The 15,897-nt window shown below is 67.9% G+C and carries 16 protein-coding genes; 9 read left to right on the top strand and 7 right to left on the bottom strand.

Annotation, left to right across the window (positions count from 1 at the left end; genetic code table 11):
* Nucleotides 1-669 (bottom strand): ornithine cyclodeaminase (locus DBV10_RS23100; protein WP_233589899.1); only part of this gene is annotated, 669 nt, incomplete at its 3' end.
* A 191-nt stretch (nucleotides 670-860) separates the two neighbouring features.
* Here DBV10_RS23100 and DBV10_RS11645 point away from each other — a divergent pair.
* On the top strand, nucleotides 861-1,781 hold the full coding sequence (locus DBV10_RS11645) for a hydroxymethylglutaryl-CoA lyase (RefSeq protein ID WP_124513765.1): 921 nt from the start codon (nucleotides 861-863) through the stop codon (nucleotides 1,779-1,781).
* A gap of 54 nt (nucleotides 1,782-1,835) precedes the next feature.
* Here the strand turns inward: DBV10_RS11645 and DBV10_RS11640 are convergent, their stop codons facing one another.
* Nucleotides 1,836-2,090: an acyl-CoA-binding protein gene (locus DBV10_RS11640; protein ID WP_124513763.1), complete on the bottom strand. Its 255-nt coding sequence runs from the start codon at nucleotides 2,088-2,090 to the stop codon at nucleotides 1,836-1,838.
* Between the two features lie 151 nt (nucleotides 2,091-2,241).
* Here DBV10_RS11640 and DBV10_RS11635 point away from each other — a divergent pair, with 151 nt between their 5' ends.
* Together DBV10_RS11635 and DBV10_RS11630 are read left to right on the top strand one after the other, a co-directional pair.
* Nucleotides 2,242-3,879, top strand: a complete 1,638-nt coding sequence (locus tag DBV10_RS11635; RefSeq protein ID WP_124513761.1) for a wax ester/triacylglycerol synthase family O-acyltransferase — start codon at nucleotides 2,242-2,244, stop codon at nucleotides 3,877-3,879.
* 5 nt (nucleotides 3,880-3,884) lie between these two features.
* Nucleotides 3,885-4,472: a DUF922 domain-containing Zn-dependent protease gene (locus tag DBV10_RS11630; RefSeq protein WP_124513758.1), complete on the top strand. Its 588-nt coding sequence runs from the start codon at nucleotides 3,885-3,887 to the stop codon at nucleotides 4,470-4,472.
* A 44-nt stretch (nucleotides 4,473-4,516) separates the two neighbouring features.
* Here DBV10_RS11630 and DBV10_RS11625 read toward each other — a convergent pair whose 3' ends face one another.
* Nucleotides 4,517-5,125 carry a TetR/AcrR family transcriptional regulator gene (locus DBV10_RS11625; RefSeq protein ID WP_124513756.1) on the bottom strand — a complete coding sequence of 203 codons (609 nt, stop codon included), beginning with the start codon at nucleotides 5,123-5,125 and terminating at the stop codon, nucleotides 4,517-4,519.
* A 97-nt stretch (nucleotides 5,126-5,222) separates the two neighbouring features.
* Here DBV10_RS11625 and DBV10_RS11620 point away from each other — a divergent pair, with 97 nt between their 5' ends.
* Nucleotides 5,223-5,690, top strand: a complete 468-nt coding sequence (locus DBV10_RS11620) for a nuclear transport factor 2 family protein (RefSeq protein WP_124513754.1) — start codon at nucleotides 5,223-5,225, stop codon at nucleotides 5,688-5,690.
* A 43-nt stretch (nucleotides 5,691-5,733) separates the two neighbouring features.
* Here the strand turns inward: DBV10_RS11620 and DBV10_RS11615 are convergent, their stop codons facing one another.
* Nucleotides 5,734-6,696, bottom strand: a complete 963-nt coding sequence (locus DBV10_RS11615; protein ID WP_124513752.1) for a LysR family transcriptional regulator — start codon at nucleotides 6,694-6,696, stop codon at nucleotides 5,734-5,736.
* A gap of 117 nt (nucleotides 6,697-6,813) precedes the next feature.
* Between DBV10_RS11615 and DBV10_RS11610 the strand changes: the two genes are divergently transcribed.
* The 4 genes from DBV10_RS11610 (at nucleotide 6,814) to DBV10_RS11595 (ending at nucleotide 10,699) form a co-directional block, all read left to right on the top strand.
* Nucleotides 6,814-7,752 (top strand): dihydrodipicolinate synthase family protein, encoded by a 939-nt coding sequence (locus DBV10_RS11610; RefSeq protein WP_124513750.1) that lies wholly within the window; start codon nucleotides 6,814-6,816, stop codon nucleotides 7,750-7,752.
* Nucleotides 7,753-7,832: 80 nt separating this feature from the next.
* Nucleotides 7,833-8,807, top strand: coding sequence for a tripartite tricarboxylate transporter substrate binding protein (locus DBV10_RS11605; protein WP_124513748.1), 975 nt, complete (start codon nucleotides 7,833-7,835; stop codon nucleotides 8,805-8,807).
* On the top strand, nucleotides 8,797-9,495 hold the full coding sequence (locus tag DBV10_RS11600) for an SDR family NAD(P)-dependent oxidoreductase (protein ID WP_124513746.1): 699 nt from the start codon (nucleotides 8,797-8,799) through the stop codon (nucleotides 9,493-9,495). The genes DBV10_RS11605 and DBV10_RS11600 overlap by 11 nt, the downstream gene beginning before the upstream one ends.
* A 37-nt stretch (nucleotides 9,496-9,532) precedes the next feature.
* Nucleotides 9,533-10,699: a mandelate racemase/muconate lactonizing enzyme family protein gene (locus DBV10_RS11595; protein ID WP_124513744.1), complete on the top strand. Its 1,167-nt coding sequence runs from the start codon at nucleotides 9,533-9,535 to the stop codon at nucleotides 10,697-10,699.
* A gap of 187 nt (nucleotides 10,700-10,886) precedes the next feature.
* On the opposite strand, the gene DBV10_RS11590 is transcribed toward DBV10_RS11595, so the two are convergent.
* Entirely contained in the window at nucleotides 10,887-11,984 is a 1,098-nt protein-coding gene (locus DBV10_RS11590; protein ID WP_124513742.1) for a M14 family metallopeptidase, read from the bottom strand.
* Nucleotides 11,985-12,087: 103 nt separating this feature from the next.
* Nucleotides 12,088-13,299, bottom strand: coding sequence for a M20 aminoacylase family protein (locus DBV10_RS11585; protein ID WP_124513740.1), 1,212 nt, complete (start codon nucleotides 13,297-13,299; stop codon nucleotides 12,088-12,090).
* A 76-nt stretch (nucleotides 13,300-13,375) separates the two neighbouring features.
* On the opposite strand from DBV10_RS11585, the gene argE reads away from it, so the two are divergent.
* Nucleotides 13,376-14,536, top strand: coding sequence for an acetylornithine deacetylase (argE, locus tag DBV10_RS11580; RefSeq protein WP_124513738.1), 1,161 nt, complete (start codon nucleotides 13,376-13,378; stop codon nucleotides 14,534-14,536).
* A gap of 29 nt (nucleotides 14,537-14,565) precedes the next feature.
* Here the strand turns inward: argE and DBV10_RS11575 are convergent, their stop codons facing one another.
* Nucleotides 14,566-15,681 (bottom strand): ABC transporter substrate-binding protein, encoded by a 1,116-nt coding sequence (locus DBV10_RS11575; RefSeq protein ID WP_124513736.1) that lies wholly within the window; start codon nucleotides 15,679-15,681, stop codon nucleotides 14,566-14,568.
* Nucleotides 15,682-15,897 lie beyond the last annotated feature (216 nt).

Here is a 15,897-nt window from a genome sequence, read left to right as displayed (position 1 = left end):
GGCCAGCATGTCGGGCGTGAGGATAGTGGCATTGGTCTTGTCGGCCGTCACCGTGGTCACGATGTCGGCGCCGCGCACGGCCTCGGCCGAGCTGGCGCACACCACGGTGCGGATGCCCAAGCCCTGCAGGTTGGCCTGCAGCTTGGCGGTGGCAGCGGGGTCAGTGTCGAACAGCCGCAGGGTGGTGATGCCCAGCAGGTGGTGGAACGCCAGCGCCTGGAACTCGCTTTGCGCGCCATTGCCGATGAGCGCCATGGTGCGGCTGCCGGGCCGGGCCAACGCCCGCGCCGCCACGGCCGACATGGAGGCCGTGCGCAACGCGGTGGTGAGGGTGAGTTCGCTCAGCAGCAGCGGCGCCCCGGTGGCCACATCGGCCAGCACACCAAACGCCATCACGGTGGACAGGCCCAGGCGCGTGTTCTTGGGGTGGCCGTTGACATACTTGAACGCGTAGGTCTGGTCGTCGGCAATGGGCATCAGCTCGATCACACCATCACGCGAATGGCTGGCCACGCGCGCCGACTTGTCAAACGCCCCCCAGCGCAAAAAGTCGGCGTGGATGTTGTCGGCAATGCCGCGCAGGCAGGCCTCGACGCCTTGGCGCTGCACCAGCGCGATGACCTCGGGGGCGCTGAGGTAGAGGGTGGAAAAATGCGTGGGGGAAGCCATGGTCTTTGTCTCCGAAGGGATAGGAACGCTGCTCGAACCAGTGTCCCGGAGCGCCACAGCAATGGGAATCGCCCAAACTGCCGCATATTGCAGGCCAACTTGCCGGTATGGCAGCCCAAATTGCCACTTTGCCCAATACCCCCTGGGGGCGTCGGCGCGCTATCCTCGGCGGCTTCACCTGCCCCTGCACCATGATGCCCCCCGAAATTCTCATCAGCGAAGTCGGCCCCCGCGATGGCCTGCAGTCCGTGAAGGCCACCATGCCCACCGCCCACAAGCTGCGCTGGATCGATGCCCTGGTGGCGGCCGGCCTGCGCGAGATCGAAGTCGGCTCGTTCGTGCCAGCGCGCCTGCTGCCCCAGATGGCCGATGTAGCCGAGGTGGTGCGCCATGCGCTCACCCACCCCGGCATCACCGTGATGGCGCTGGCGCCCAACCTGCGCGGGGCCGAAGCCGCGCTGGCCGCGGGCGTGCACAAGGTCACGCTGCCGGTGTCGGCCAGCGCGGCCCACTCGCTGGCCAATGTGCGCAAGACGCGCGAGGCCATGGTCGAGGAAGTGCAGGCCGTGGCCCGGCTGCGCGATGCGCAGGCGCCCGGCATGCTGGTGGAGGTGGGGCTGTCCACCGCCTTTGGCTGCACGCTGCAGGGCGCCGTGCCCGAGGACGACGTGATCTGGCTCGCCGGCTTGTGCGCCGAGGCGGGTGCCGATGAGGTGGGGCTGTCCGACACCACCGGCATGGCCAACCCGGCCCAGGTGCGCCGCCTGTTCACGCGCCTGCGCGCCGAGCTGGGGGCCCGCGCTGGCGCGGCCCACATGCACAACACGCGGGGCCTGGGCCTGGCCAACTGCCTGGCGGCCTATGACGTGGGGGTGCGCACCTTCGATGCGTCGCTGGGCGGGCTGGGCGGCTGCCCCTATGCGCCAGGCGCGTCGGGCAATGTGGTCACGGAAGACCTGGTGTTCATGTTCGAGGCCATGGGCATTGCCACGGGCGTGGACCTGGGCCGGCTCATGGCCGCGCGCGCGCCGCTGCAGGCGGGGCTGCCGGGCGAGCCGATCTACGGCATGACGCCCGAGGCGGGGCTGCCCAAAGGATGGGCACAGGGTTAGTGCCCAAAGAAAAAGGCGACCAAGGTCGCCTTTTTCTTTGGAAGGAACGCCGTATCAGCTCAGCGAGGTGATCAGGTCCACATACTGCTGCTTGGCCTCGTCGGCACCCGTGCCCTTAAGCTTTTCCCAGGCGTCCCATTTGGCGCGGCCCACCATGTCGGAGAAGCTGGGCTTCTTTTCGGCGTTGTCGCCAGCGGTGGCCTGCTTGTACAGCGCGTAGATCTTGAGCAGCGTGGCGTTGTCAGGGCGCTCGCTCAGGTTCTTGGAATTGGCCACGGCGGCTTCGAAGGTGGCGTTGAGATCGGCCATGTCAGTGTGCTCCTGGGGTTCGTCTTGGGGGGAGGGAAAGAACGGTGTCGGCAAGGGTTTGCTGCGTTGTATCTTACGGGCTGTGCATGGTGAGAGGCCGTGCAATCCATAGAGGCAAGCCCCCAAAAATCAAACAATAGGTGTACATCTGATGGTGACCCGCATTCCTGCCCCCCGCACTGCCCCATCGGGCGGCGGCACAAGCCCCCTGCGCACGGTGCGCGACCAGGCCCCCGACGTGGCGCGCAAGGCCGCCCAGGCCCTGCCCCCGGCCGCCCGCAAGGCCGCCACCGTGGTGCAGAAGAACGTGCGCCGCGCCGCCACCGGCATGCTGGGCCTGTCGGGCGAACGCATGAGCAAGGTCGATACCGCCTGGCTGCGCATGGATTCGGGCAGCAACCTGATGATGATCAACGGCGTGTGGACACTCGCGCCCGGCATCACCTGGCAGGCCCTGTGCGAACGCGTGCAGCAGCGCCTGCTGAAGTACCCGCGCTTTCGCCAGCGCGTGGTGGAAGACGCCGCCGGCGCCACCTGGGTGGAAGACCGCCACTTCGACATCGCGGCCCATGTGCTGCGCGAGAAGCTCACCGTCAAAAAAGGCGAGAAGAGCATGCAGCGCGCGCTGCAGGACCGCGTGGGCGAACTGGCCATGCAGCCGCTCGACACCCGCCGCCCGCTGTGGCAGATGCACCTGATCGAAGACTTCGTGGGCGACGACGGCGAGAAGGGCAGCGCGCTCATCGTGCGCATCCACCACTGCATCGCCGACGGCATTGCCCTGATCTCGGTGACCATGTCGCTGGTCGATGGGGGCGCCGAGCCGCCCAAACGCAAACCCCGCGCAGACAAAGAGGCCGCCACGGCCGAGGACTGGATCGCCGACACGCTCATCAAGCCCTTCACCGGCATGACCGTGAAGGCGCTGGACCTGGCGGGTGACGGCGCGGCCAAGTCGCTGCAGATGCTGGGCGACCCGGAGAAGGCCATGCAGAACGGCCTGTCGGGCACCCTGGACATGGCGCGCGTGGCCTACCAGCTGGTCAGCGATGCCGCCGCCCTGGCGCTGATGCCCGACGACTCACCCACGCGCCTGAAGGGCCAGCCCGGCCGCGCCAAGCGCGTGGCCTGGTGCCCGCCCATTCCGCTCGAAGAGGTCAAGGCCATCGGCAAGGCGCTCAACTGCTCCATCAACGATGTGCTGCTGTCGTGTGTGGCGGGGGCGATTGGCGGCTACCTGCGCAGCCAGGGTGACGACCCCACGGGCCAGGAGATCCGCGCGATGATCCCTGTGAATCTGCGCCCCATGGAAGAGGCGTGGAAGCTGGGCAACCGCTTCGGCCTGGTGCCGCTGGTGCTGCCCATCGGCATGGCCAACCCGGTGGAGCGTGTGTACGAAGTGCGCCGGCGCATGAATGCGCTCAAGGGCAGCACCCAGCCCATCCTGGCGTTTGCCATGCTGGCCGTGGCGGGCCTGATGATCAAACCCGCGCAGGATGCACTGCTCAACCTGTTTGGCCGCAAGACCACGGCGGTGATGACCAATGTGCCCGGCCCCAAGGAGCAGCTCACGCTGTGCGGCTCGCGCGTCACGCAGTGCATGTTCTGGGTGCCGCAGTCGGGCGACATCGGCCTTGGGGTCTCCATCCTGAGCTATGGCGGTGGCGTGCAGTTCGGCGTGATCACCGACACCACCCTGTGCCCCGAGCCGCAGCTCATCATCGACGCCTTTGCACCCGAGTTCGACCAGCTGTCGCTGCTCACGCTGATGCTGCCCTGGGGGGAATGATGCGCATGCCAGGGCACACCCCCCGCCGCGCGCTCGCATGCCTGGGTTGGCTGGCGGCGGCGCTGGCCGCCACCGGGGGCGCGCAGGCGGCGGTGGAGGAAGAGAACACCCAGCGCCCCTATGTGGTGAACCCCCAGCCGGGCGAGACCCTGCGCCAGGCCCTGCATGCCGCCACGCCCATCACGGTGGACGGGCGGCGCTTTCATGGCTACACCCGCTGGAACGTGCGCTGGAACTACCGCTGGTGGCGCGAGGGCTCGGGCCGCTGCGCCATCACCCAGGTCACCACCCGCCTGCGCACCGAGGTGCAACTGCCCGAGCTGCAGGGCGCCACGCCCGCCCAGCAGGCGGCGTTTGACCGCTACCTGCAGGCCCTGTCGCAGCACGAGCAAGGCCATGTGCAGATCGCGCGGGATGCGGCACAGGCCATCGACCAGGGCATCGCCCAGCTGCCGGCAGCCCCCGACTGCCCCACGCTGGAGCGCGAAGCCAACGCCTTGGGTCGCCGGCTGCTGCAAGACCATGCGGAACGCGAAAAACAGTATGACGAGCGCACCCGCCACGGTGCCACGCAAGGCGCCCGGCTGGACTGAATACACAGTCGACCATCAGGCGCGTTGGCATCGGCCTGTGAGACTCATCCTTTGCGTTGGGGCGATGCAGGCACCAGGGCATCCGTCAGGCGGGACACTGTGGCCACCACCTCTCGCACGGGTTCACCCATCTGAACGCGCACGATGGCGCCTTCCACCACCAAAGCAAGCGCCTGCGCATCCTGCATGTGGTGGGCCGACACAGGCAGCAAGGTGGCGAGCAACGCCGTCATTTCCCGCTTGTGGCGCTGCGCAATCTCCACCACTTCCGGGACGGTCTCCCCCAGCTCGCTCACGCTGTTGATGAAAGCGCAGCCCCGAAAGTGCTCACTGCCCAACCACTCGGCCAGGGCCGGGGCCAGCGCGTGCACGCGGCCCGCGCCCGGTGGCAGGGCATCGCCATGGCGCTGCAGGGCGTCGGCAAACCAGGCGATCCAGCCGGAATGCCGGTACTCCAGGTAGGCGCAGACCAGGGCGTTCTTGCTGGGGAAGTGGCGGTAGAACGTGACCTTGGTGACGCCCGACTCGGCAATCACACGGTCGATGCCGGTGGCGCGAATGCCCTCCTGGTAGAACAGCGCATGCGCCGTGTGCAACAGGCGGTCGCGGGCGGGCAGATCTTTCAAGTCAGCGGGCAAGGGGGCGAAGTTCATATCGGGCATTGTAGACAGACTTGTCTACACTCCATTATGATGGCCATATAGACAGACTTGTCTACACCCATCCCCTTTGACATTGATTGAGGCCCCCATGGAATCCCGCCCTCCCTTGCCCCCCTTCACCCACACCACGGCCACCGAGAAGGTGCGCCTGGCCGAAGACGGCTGGAACGCGCGCGACCCTGCGCGCGTGGCCCTGGCCTACACCGAGGACACGCGCTGGCGCAACCGAGCAGAGTTCCCCGTGGGCCGCGAGGCCGCCCGGCAGTTTCTGGAGCGCAAGTGGGCGCGCGAACTGGACTACCGGCTCATCAAGGAGCTGTGGGTGTTCAGCGGTCACCGCATTGCCGTGCGGTTTGCCTACGAATGGCACGACGATGCAGGCCAGTGGTTTCGCAGCTATGGCAACGAGAACTGGGAGTTCAACGACGCGGGTCTGATGGCCGTGCGGCACGCGAGCATCAACGACCGCCCTATTCCGGCAGCCGAGCGGCTCTTTTTCTGGCCGCTGGGGCGCCGGCCGGACGACCACCCGGGGCTGAGCGAACTGGGGCTGTAAAGCTGCGCCCCCGACCGCCCCGCCGATGGACCACGGGCGGCGGCTATCGGGTCTGCGGGCCGGTGTGCGCCACCGCCAGTTCCCACAAGGACTCGGCCACCGGCGACATCTCGGCGCGCTGGCGGTACAGGCGGATCTGCACGGGCACGTTCCAATCCGCCCCCCCGGCGGCCACCAGGGTTCCGGCGCGCAGTTCATCGGTGATCAGGCTTTCGGGCAGCCAGGCCACGCCCCGCCCTTCCTGGGCCATGGTTTTGAGCAGCACCGCATGGTGCGCTGTGAACACCACCGCCACCCCACTGGGCACCGCGCTGTCGGCGCCTTCTGAAAACACCCCGCGCATGCGCGCCCGCATGATGCGGCCCAGGCCCGATGCCTCGCTGTAGGCCAGCACGGGCACAGAGGCCTGCTGGCCCAGCGCGTGCAGCGGCAGGCCGGCCGCCCCACCGGGTTGCGGGGCACTCACCGGCAGCAGCAGGTCGTCCGCCAGGCGGCGCATGGGGTACTGCGCCTCGTCCAGGCGCCCCGGCACGTCCGCGTGGCCGTGGCACAGCACGAACTGCACGCGGCGCTGCAGCATCAGGTCTTCACAGGCCTGCGAGCTGTCGGACATGGTCTGGATGGGGCCGAGCCGCAGCCGCGCCTCCATGCCCACCAGCCAGCGCGGAAAAAAGGTGAGCGACAGCACATGGGTGGCCGCAAACCGCAGGCTGGCGGCGGCCAGGTCGTGGGCCGCGCGGGCCTTGATGCGGGCGGCCTCCAGGTTGGCGAGCACGCCCTCCAGCAGGGGCAAGAAGCGCTGCCCTGCGGGCGTGAGCGCAGCGGGATGGGCACTGCGGTCGAACAGCTCCACGCCCACCCAGTCTTCCAGCGCGCGGATATGGCGGCTGAAAGCCGGTTGGGCAATGGCACGGGCCTCGGCCGCGCGCGAAAAATTGCCGGTTTCCGCAAGCGCCAGAAAGTCTTCCAGCCACTCCAGATCCAGCGGTCGATTGCCCGGTCCCATGGGGTGCCTTCCTGCCTTGCGATAGTTGTATGCGATTCGAGTATTGGACCGCTGGCGCCCCACGGGAAATGATCCACCCCGTTGTTCACCAGCTTTTCCCTACGGAGACAAGAAAGCATGCCTGCCATCTCGAATTATCGCGGGATCATCCCCGCCATCTCGTGCCCCTTCACCCCCGACCACCGCATTGATGAGCCCGCGCTGCGCAAGCTCGCCTCCTGGCTGGCGGGCCACGAGGGTGTGGTCGCCATCATGACCAACGGCCACACGGGCGAAGTCTTTTCGCTGACGCCGGCCGAGCGCGCCGAGGTCACCCGCATCGTGGCCGACGAACTCAAGGGGCGCATGCCTGTCATTTCCTCCATCGTCTGCGAAGGCTTGGCCGACGCCGCCGACCACGCACGCGCCGCCGTCGAGGCGGGCGCCGTGGCGCTGGACGTGATGCCCCCGCACCACTGGCTGCGCTTTGGCTTCACCCCCGGCCATGCGCTGCAGTACTTCGAGGCCATCCACCAAGCAGCCCCCAGCGCCGACCTGGTCTGCCACGTGTACCCGGCCTGGACGCGCGCCTCGTACTCGTCGCAACTGCTCGCCGACCTGGCCCGGCTGCCCTACCTGCAGGCCTTCAAGGTAGGCCAGCGCGACATGAACAAATACGCCCGCGACATCCAGGCGATCCGCGAGGCCGATGCGTCCAAGGCCATCCTGACCTGCCACGACGAGTACCTGCTGGCCTCGATGGTGCAGGGCGTGGACGGCGCGCTGGTGGGTTTTGCCACCTTCATCCCGCAACTCATCATCGACCTGTGGAACGCGGTGAAGGCCGGCGACTTGAAGAAAGCCATGGCGGTGCAGGCTGTCATCACGCCCCTGAAGGACGCGGTCTACGGCGGGGGCGAGCCCACCGGCGAGGCCCACGCCCGCATGAAGGGCGGCATGTACCTGGCCGGCGTGATCGACGACGCCACCGTGCGCCCGCCGACCGAGGCGCCCAACGCCCACGAAGTGGAGGCCTTGCGCGCTGCGGTGAAGCAGGCCGGCCTGCTCAAGCGCTGAGCGGCCCCTGCGAGGCCGGGGGACCAGGAGTCCCCTGCGCCTGGATGGCACACAAGAACACCGACAGGAGACAAGACACCATGCAACGCAAGCAATTCCTTCGCACCGCCCTGCGCACGGCCCTGGGCGCCGCCACCCTCGCGATGGCGGCCGGCAGCTTTGCGCAGGCCTACCCCACCAAGCCCATCCGGATGGTCATCCCCTTTCCGCCGGGCGGCACGCTCGACACGGTGGGCCGCCAACTGGCGCAGAAGCTGGGCGAGCAGATGGGCCAGAACTTCATCGTCGAGAACAAGGCGGGCGGCAACGGCGTGATCGGCGGCGACGTGGTGGCCAAGGCCCCGGCCGACGGCTACACGCTGCTGTTCAACGCATCCACCTTCACCACGGCGCCGATGACCATGAGGTCTGTGCCCTACGGCGTGGTCAAGGACTTCACGCCCGTGGCGCTGGTGGCCAAGGCCCCGCTGTCGGTGGCCATCCACAAGAACCTGCCCGTCACCGACATCAAGTCGCTGATGGCCTACGCCAAAGCCAACCCCGGCAAGATGACGTTCGCTGTGGGCTCCATCGGTTCGGCCGGGCACCTCTCGACCGAGCTGCTCAAGCGTGCCGGGCACCTCGACTACCTGATCGTGCCGTACAAGGGCACGGCGCCCGCGTTCCAGGACCTGATCGGCGGGCAGATCGACGGTTTCATCGATCCCATCCTGGGGTCTCTGCAGTACCACAAGAGCGGCATGCTGCGCGTGGTGGCCGTGACCTCCGCGCAGCGCGCGGCCAGCCTGCCCGACGTGCCCACGGTGGGTGAGACGATTCCGGGCTACGAGTTCTACAGCTGGTACGGCCTGTGGGGCCCGGCCAGGCTGCCTGCAGACATCACGCAGCGGCTGAACACCGAGGTGAACAAGGCGCTGGCCGAGATGACGCCCAAGCTCAAGGAACAAGGGCTGCTGACCACGCCGGGCAGCGTGGAGGATTTTGCGAAGTTCCAGCGCAGCGACATGGAGCGCTCGCAGAAGATCGTCACCGAAGGGAACATCCGTGTCGAGTAATGCCCGCCACGCCGTCGTCACCGGCAGCAGCAGCGGCATAGGCCGCAGCATCGCCGAGTCGCTGCTGGCTGGCGGCTGGCGCGTGACGGGCCTGGATGTGGCCCAGCCGACGGTCGTTCACCCCTCGTTCACCCATACACCGGTCAACCTGGCCGATGGCGCAGACATCGCCCGCGTGGCCGCTGCGCTGCCCGGCGTGGACGCGCTGGTCCATGCGGCCGGCGTGCTGCGGGTGGGCCCGCTGGGCCAGCTCGACCATGCAGGCGGCGAGCTGATGTGGCGCCTGCATGTCGACGCCGCCACCCGCCTGGCCGATGCCCTCGTGCCCGGCATGGCCCAGCGCGGCCAGGGGCGCGTGGTGTTCATCGGCAGCCGCGTGGCGCAGGGCATGGCCGGGCGCGGTCAGTACGCCGCGACCAAGGCCGCGCTGATTGCGCTGGCGCGCAGCTGGGCCGCCGAGGTGGCCGCGCAGGGCGTGACGGTGAATGTCGTCTCGCCCGCAGCCACCGCTACCGGCATGTTGAACGACCCGGCCCGCGCAGGCAGCGCGCCGCGCCTGCCGCCCATCGGCCGCCTGATCGAGCCGGTCGAGATTGCCGCACTGGTGGGCTTTCTTCTCTCCGACCCTGCCGCCGCCATCACGGGGCAGGACATCGCCATCTGCGGGGGCTCTTCGCTCGCCCGCTGAGTCTTCTTTTCACGTTTTCGCAACCACCACGACCACCATGAAAATCGTCGATATCGTCGAATCCACCCGTCCCATCAAGTCGGACATCCGCAACGCCTACATCGACTTCTCAAAGATGACGCTAAGCTTGGTCGCCGTGGTCACCGACGTGATCCGCGATGGCAAGCCGGTGATCGGCTACGGCTTCAACTCCAACGGCCGCTACGGCCAGGGCGCGCTGATGCGCGACCGATTCATCCCCCGCGTGCTGGAGGCTGAGCCGGCCAGCCTGCTGGACGAGACGGGCGAGAACCTGGACCCGCACAAGGTCTGGGCCCGCATGATGATCAACGAAAAACCCGGCGGCCACGGCGAGCGCTCAGTGGCCGTGGGCACCATCGACATGGCCGTGTGGGACGCCACGGCCAAGATCGCGGGCAAGCCGCTGTTCCAGTTGCTGGCCGAGCGCTACGGCAACGGCACGCCCAACCCGCGCGTGTTCGTCTACGCGGCCGGTGGCTACTACTACCCCGGCAAGGGCTTGGACGGCCTCAAGAAGGAAATGGAAAGCTACCTGGCGCGCGGCTACTCAGTGGTCAAGATGAAGATCGGCGGCGCCACGCTGGCCGAAGACTGCGAGCGCATCGAGTCCGTGCTCAAGATCCTGGGCCCGGGCCAGCAGCTGGCGGTGGACGCCAACGGCCGCTTCGACCTGGCCACCGCCATCGAGTACGGCAAGGCCCTGTCGCAGTACCCGCTGTTCTGGTACGAAGAGGCGGGCGACCCGCTGGACTACGAGCTGCAGGCCAAGCTGGGCGAGGTCTACCAAGGCCCCATGGCCACGGGCGAGAACCTGTTCTCGATGCAGGACGCGCGCAACCTGATCCGCCACGGCGGCATGCACAAGGACCGCGACTACCTTCAATTCGACTGCGCGCTGAGCTACGGCCTGGTGGAGTACCTGCGCACGCTGGACATGCTCAAGGAATACGGCTGGTCCGCGAGCCGCTGCATCCCCCACGGCGGCCACCAGATGTCGCTGGCGATTGCGGCGGGCCTGGGCCTGGGCGGCAACGAGAGCTACCCCGACCTGTTCCAGCCCTATGGGGGCTTCCCCGACGGGGTGAAGGTGGACAACGGCTACGTCACGCTGCCGCCGCTGCCGGGCATCGGCTTCGAGGGCAAGTCGGACCTGATCGCGGAGATGCGCGCGCTCGCGTCCTGACGCCCGCAGCGTCGTCGGCGCCAGGTCAGAGGCTGGGAGTTTTTTAGCCGTGCCCGAAAGGTGCGTCAAAACGCCCCGGATTTAGGCGCAAAGCGCAGCCATAGCTCGGGCTATGGCGAGCATTTGCAACGACGAGCCGGGGTGTTTTGGCGTGCAAGGCGGGCATGGATAAAAGACTCTCAGCCTCTCAGCCCGCGAGCCCGTCCACCGCCTGGAACATCGACTGGCGCGCCTGGCTCACGATCTGGCCCTTCCAGGCGTCGGTATCGGTGTAGAAGGCCGCGAGCATCTGCGCCTTGATCTGCGCATGCTGCTCGGCGGGCGCCCCGGGGTGCAGGTTCAGCCACTGCTCCGCGCGAATCGCGTCCATCACGTCGAGCACGGGCACCGTGCCGTATTCCATGGCGATGCCGGTGTACTCGGCATGTAGGCATTCGTCGTAGATGGCGGTCCACATGAGGCCGGTGAGGAAGGCCGAGGTGGACGAGCCGTCGTAAATGGACGTGACCGGCGTGGCGCCGCCACCATCCCACCAGGCGCGGGCACGGGCCACGGCCACGGCGTCGTCCTTGCCGGCATAGATGCGCTCACCATGGCCGTTCGGCCCCAGGCCCGTGTGCAGGTCGATCCACGCGATATGCGATGCCCGGGCCCCGTGCTGGCGCAGCACCTGGCGCAGCGTGCGGTTGCTCCAGGTGGGTTCGGTGCCGCCAAAGAACAGGCCCTGTGGAAACTCATGCTGGCCCTGCGAGATCGCGGCCTGCCAGGCGCCCTCGCCCTTGGTGTCGATGTACTGCTGCACAGCAGCGGCGTTCTCGCCTGCGGGCGGCCACTGCTCGGGCAGCAGCAGGGGCTGCACCTCGCGGTAGGCGGTGTTCACGGGCAGGGGCTGGGAGAAGTCCTGGAAGTTGCGGTTCAGGTCCACGTTCTCGTGCGTGAAGCGGCGCACGTGCGAGAAGCCATAGGGGTTGAGCGCATGGATGTAGAGCGTGGCCACGCCCGCTGCATGGGCCTTGTCGCGCCATTCCTGGTCGTGCAGCGCAAACACCTGCACGCCGCTGCCGCAATAGCCTTCCACGCCGTGGCAGGCGCTGCTCACGATGAGCAGCCTCTTGGCATCGGCGGGGCCATCACGCACCACGTCCATGGCCAGGTCCTCGCCGTCGCGGCCCTGGAGCGGATGGGCATGCGACTCGATGGGCAGGCCCGCAGCGGCGGCCGCCTCCAGAAACTGGGTGCGCGCACGGGCGTAGCTGGGCGAGAAGGCGTCAACGAGACCGATCATGGACTAAGGCTTTCGAGGGAATTCGACAAAAAAAGAAGACGCCCCCGGGCGCACGCAGCGTGCGCCCGGGGCGTGCGAGGCTTGCGAAGCGCCAATCAGCGCATCAGGCTGCGCTGGCGGGCTGGGCCAGCCATTCTTCGGCCAGCTTGACCCAGTAGGTGGCCCCCAGCGGGATCAGGTCGTCGTTGAAGTCGTAGCTGGGGTTGTGCAGCATGCAGGGCCCACCGCCATGGCCCATCTCGCGGTGCGCGCCGTCGCCGTTGGCGATGAAGCAGTAGGCGCCCGGCTTGGCCTGCAGCATGTAGGCGAAGTCTTCGGCGCCCATGGTGGGCTCCTGAGGCAGCACCTGGTCCTCGCCCACGATGCCGGCCATGACCTTGCGCGCAAACTCGGCCTCGGCGGGCGAATTGACGGTGGGCGGGTAGTTGCGCACAAAGGCGAACTCACAGGTGGCATCGTGCGCCGCGCAGTGGTGCTCGGCAATCTGGCGCATGCGCTTCTCGATCAGGTCCAGCACCTCCACGGTGAAGGTGCGCACCGTGCCCTGCAGCTCGCAGCTGTCGGGCACCACGTTGGTGGCCTCGCCCGCGTGGATCATGGTCACCGAGATCACGCCCGCATCCACTGGCTTCTTGTTGCGGCTGATGATGGTCTGGAAGGTCTGCACCATCTGGCAGGCAATCGGCACGGGGTCGATGCCGGTGTGTGGCAGGGCTGCGTGGCCGCCCTTGCCCCGGATGACGATCTTGAATTCGCTGGTCGATGCCATCACCGGGCCGGGGCTTACGGCAAAGGTGCCCACCGGCATGCCGGGCCAGTTGTGCATGCCGTACACGGCCTGCATCGGGAACTGCTCGAACAGGCCGTCCTCGATCATCACGCGGGCGCCGCCGCCGCCCTCTTCGGCAGGCTGGAAGATCAGGTACACGGTGCCGTCAAAGTTGCGGTGCTTGGCAAAGTGCTGCGCCGCGGCCAGCAGCATGGCGGTGTGACCGTCATGGCCGCAGGCGTGCATCTTGCCCTGGTGCTTGCTGGCGTGGGCGAAGGTGTTGAACTCCTGCATCGGCAAGGCGTCCATGTCGGCGCGCAAGCCGATGGCCCGGCCACTGGCACCACCATCCCGGCCCTTCACGATGCCCACCACGCCCGTCTTGCCCAGGCCCCGGTGGATGGGAATGCCCCATTCGGTGAGCTTTTGCGCCACCACGTCGGCGGTGCGCACCTCTTCAAAGCACAGCTCGGGGTGGGCGTGAATGTCCCGGCGCACCGCTGCAATACTGGCCGCCTGGGTGACGATGGAGTCGATAACGTTCATGATATGTGTCCTTACGATCTCACAGTCTAGCCCGCCGGCCCGCCCCACGCCACCCGGGGTTTATTTGCACTGCAACATGACACCATCCCCCCACGCCCTTGAGCTTGCGCAAACCCTGGTGCGCATGAACACCGTCAGCCACCACTCCAACCTGGAGCTGATCCATTTCATCCGTGACCACCTGGCAAAGCTGGGTGTGAAAAGCCGCCTGACCTTCAACGAAGACAAGACCAAGGCCAACCTGTTCGCCACCCTGGGCGAGGGCAAGCCCGCGGGCGTGATCCTCTCGGGCCACACCGACACCGTGCCCTGGGATGGGCAGGACTGGAGCATGGACCCGCTGAGCGCGCTCGTGAAAGACGGCCGGCTGTACGGGCGCGGCAGCGCCGACATGAAGGCCTTCATCGGCGTGGCCGTGTCGCAGGCAGAGCAGTTCCTGAACAGCGATGCGCCTTTTGCGGTCCATCTGGCATTCAGCTACGAAGAAGAGATCGGCTGCTTTGGCGTGAAGGAGCTGATCGCCGACCTGCGCGACGCGAACATCCGACCCCTGGCCTGCATCGTGGGCGAGCCCACCAGCATGGTGCCGGCCATCGCCCACAAGGGCGTGTACCGCTACAAATGCTGCGTGCGCGGCAAGGAGGCGCACTCCTCGCTCACACCCCACTCGGTCAACGCCATCGAAATGGCGGCCCGCGTGGTGGGCCGGGTGCGCGACATGGCGGAAGACTTTGAAAAGAACGAGCCCCGCTTCGAGGGCTTTGACGTGCCGTTCTCGACCAGCAGCGTGGGCCAGTTCCATGGCGGCATTGCAGACAACGTGGTGCCGCGCGACGCCGAGTTCCGCTACGAGTTCCGCGACCTGCCCACGGCCAACGCCGCGCAGATGCAGTCCGAGGTGGTCGCCTACGCCAAATCGCTGGAGCCCGCCATGAAGAAGGTGGCGCCCGCAGCGGGCTTCGAGTTCGAGACGATTTGCGAAATCCCGAGCTTCCTGGGCAGCAAGGACGACCCGGTGACCCGGCTGGCGCAGGAGCTGTCGGGCGAGAAGGGCACCACCCTGGTGGCCTTTGGCACCGAAGCGGGGCTGTTCAAGAACGCCGGCATCCCGACCGTGGTGTGCGGCCCCGGCAGCATCCAGCAGGCGCACCAGCCCGACGAGTACGTGAGCCTGGACCAGCTCGCGCGCTGCGAGACCTTCATGCAAGGGCTGGCGCGCACGCGCACGCTGGGCTGAAGGCCCCGCCCGCATGCACGCGCGGGCCGCTATTCCCGCACCCGCCCCTGGCCGTCGATCAGGCCCAGCTCCAGCAGGCGCGAGGCCACGCGGTCGCCCGCAAAGTGCACGCGAAAGCCGCCCAGGTTCAGCTCCTCCATGCCCTCCAGCGTCTTGCGCAGGCGGGCGCGGCTGATGTCCTTGCCCATGCGACGCAGGGCCTCGGTCATGACCCGTGCGGCCAGGTAGCCCTCCAGCATGTAGACATTGGGCTTGCCCAGCTTGCCGGCCGCCGCGTCGGCCTGCAGCTCGCGCACGATGGCCAGGCGCGCGTTGTCGCTGCGCGGAACGCCGCGCACCACCACCACGCCCGCGCCCGCCGTGCCCAGCTGCTCCGCCAGCAGGCTCTCGCCCGTGTTCGAGAACCCGTAGACCGGCCCGCGAAAGCCCTGCGCCCGCAGTTCGCGGATGGCGCTGGCCGCGCCGCGTGCGTCGCCAATCACCAGCACCGATTCCGGCTTGGCCGCCAGCGCCTTGTCGGGCGCGGCGATGGAGCCCTTGAACACCAGGTTGGCGCCCAGGCCATTGAGGGTGTTCTCGGCCGACTCCAGCGCGGCCAGGGATTCACTGTCGGCCCCGTGCAGCAAGGCCAGCTTGCGCGCGCCCAGCGTGGCGGCGTGGCGCATCACAGCCACCGACTCTTCGGCATAGCCCGGCCGCAGCGTGAACACGTTGGGGTAGACCGCCCCCCGGAACTCGTCCCCGCCCGCCATGGGTGCGAACAGCAGCACGTCGCTGTCCTTGATGAGCCGGTAGCTGGCCGTGACCTGGGGCGAGCCGTAGTAGCCGAACAGCGCCAGCGGGTTCTGCGCCAGCAGCTTCTGGGTGTTGGCCGCCGCGGGCTCGGGCGCGCCCGCGTCGTCGAGCGTGAGCAGCTCAATGGGCCGCCCGCCAATGCCGCCTGCGGCATTCACCCGGTCAAAGTGGAGCTTGGCGCCCTGCTGGAACGGCAGGGCCAGTGCCGCCCCCGCACCCGTGAGCGCCACCGACTGCCCCAACACGATGGGCGCGCCCGTGGGGGCCTGCGCCAGCGCGATGGAACAGGCCGCCAGCGCCAGCAAGGCGCAGACCGCGCGCCCCCACGGTGCAGGGTGTGTGAATTGCATTGCCGCCTCCGGGGTCTGCCCCACAAGCGGCGCAGTGCGCGCGAATATAGGAGCGCAGCAGCAGGCACGCCATCCGCATTGGCCCTACGTTCGCAGCCCAGGATCTGTTGACAATCTCAGAACCTGTTCAAGATCTTTTCGGGGTCGCACAAGTCCCTTGCCGGGATGGGATGCTAGGCGCGGTGCGCAGTGGATAGCCCGGCTATCCACAAGCGC

Source organism: Acidovorax sp. FJL06 (genome assembly GCF_003852545.1).
In the GTDB taxonomy this organism is placed as follows: Bacteria; Pseudomonadota; Gammaproteobacteria; order Burkholderiales; family Burkholderiaceae_C; genus Acidovorax.
The sequence above is the reverse complement of the archived record's forward strand: the minus strand, read 5'-3'. Positions and strand labels throughout refer to the sequence as shown.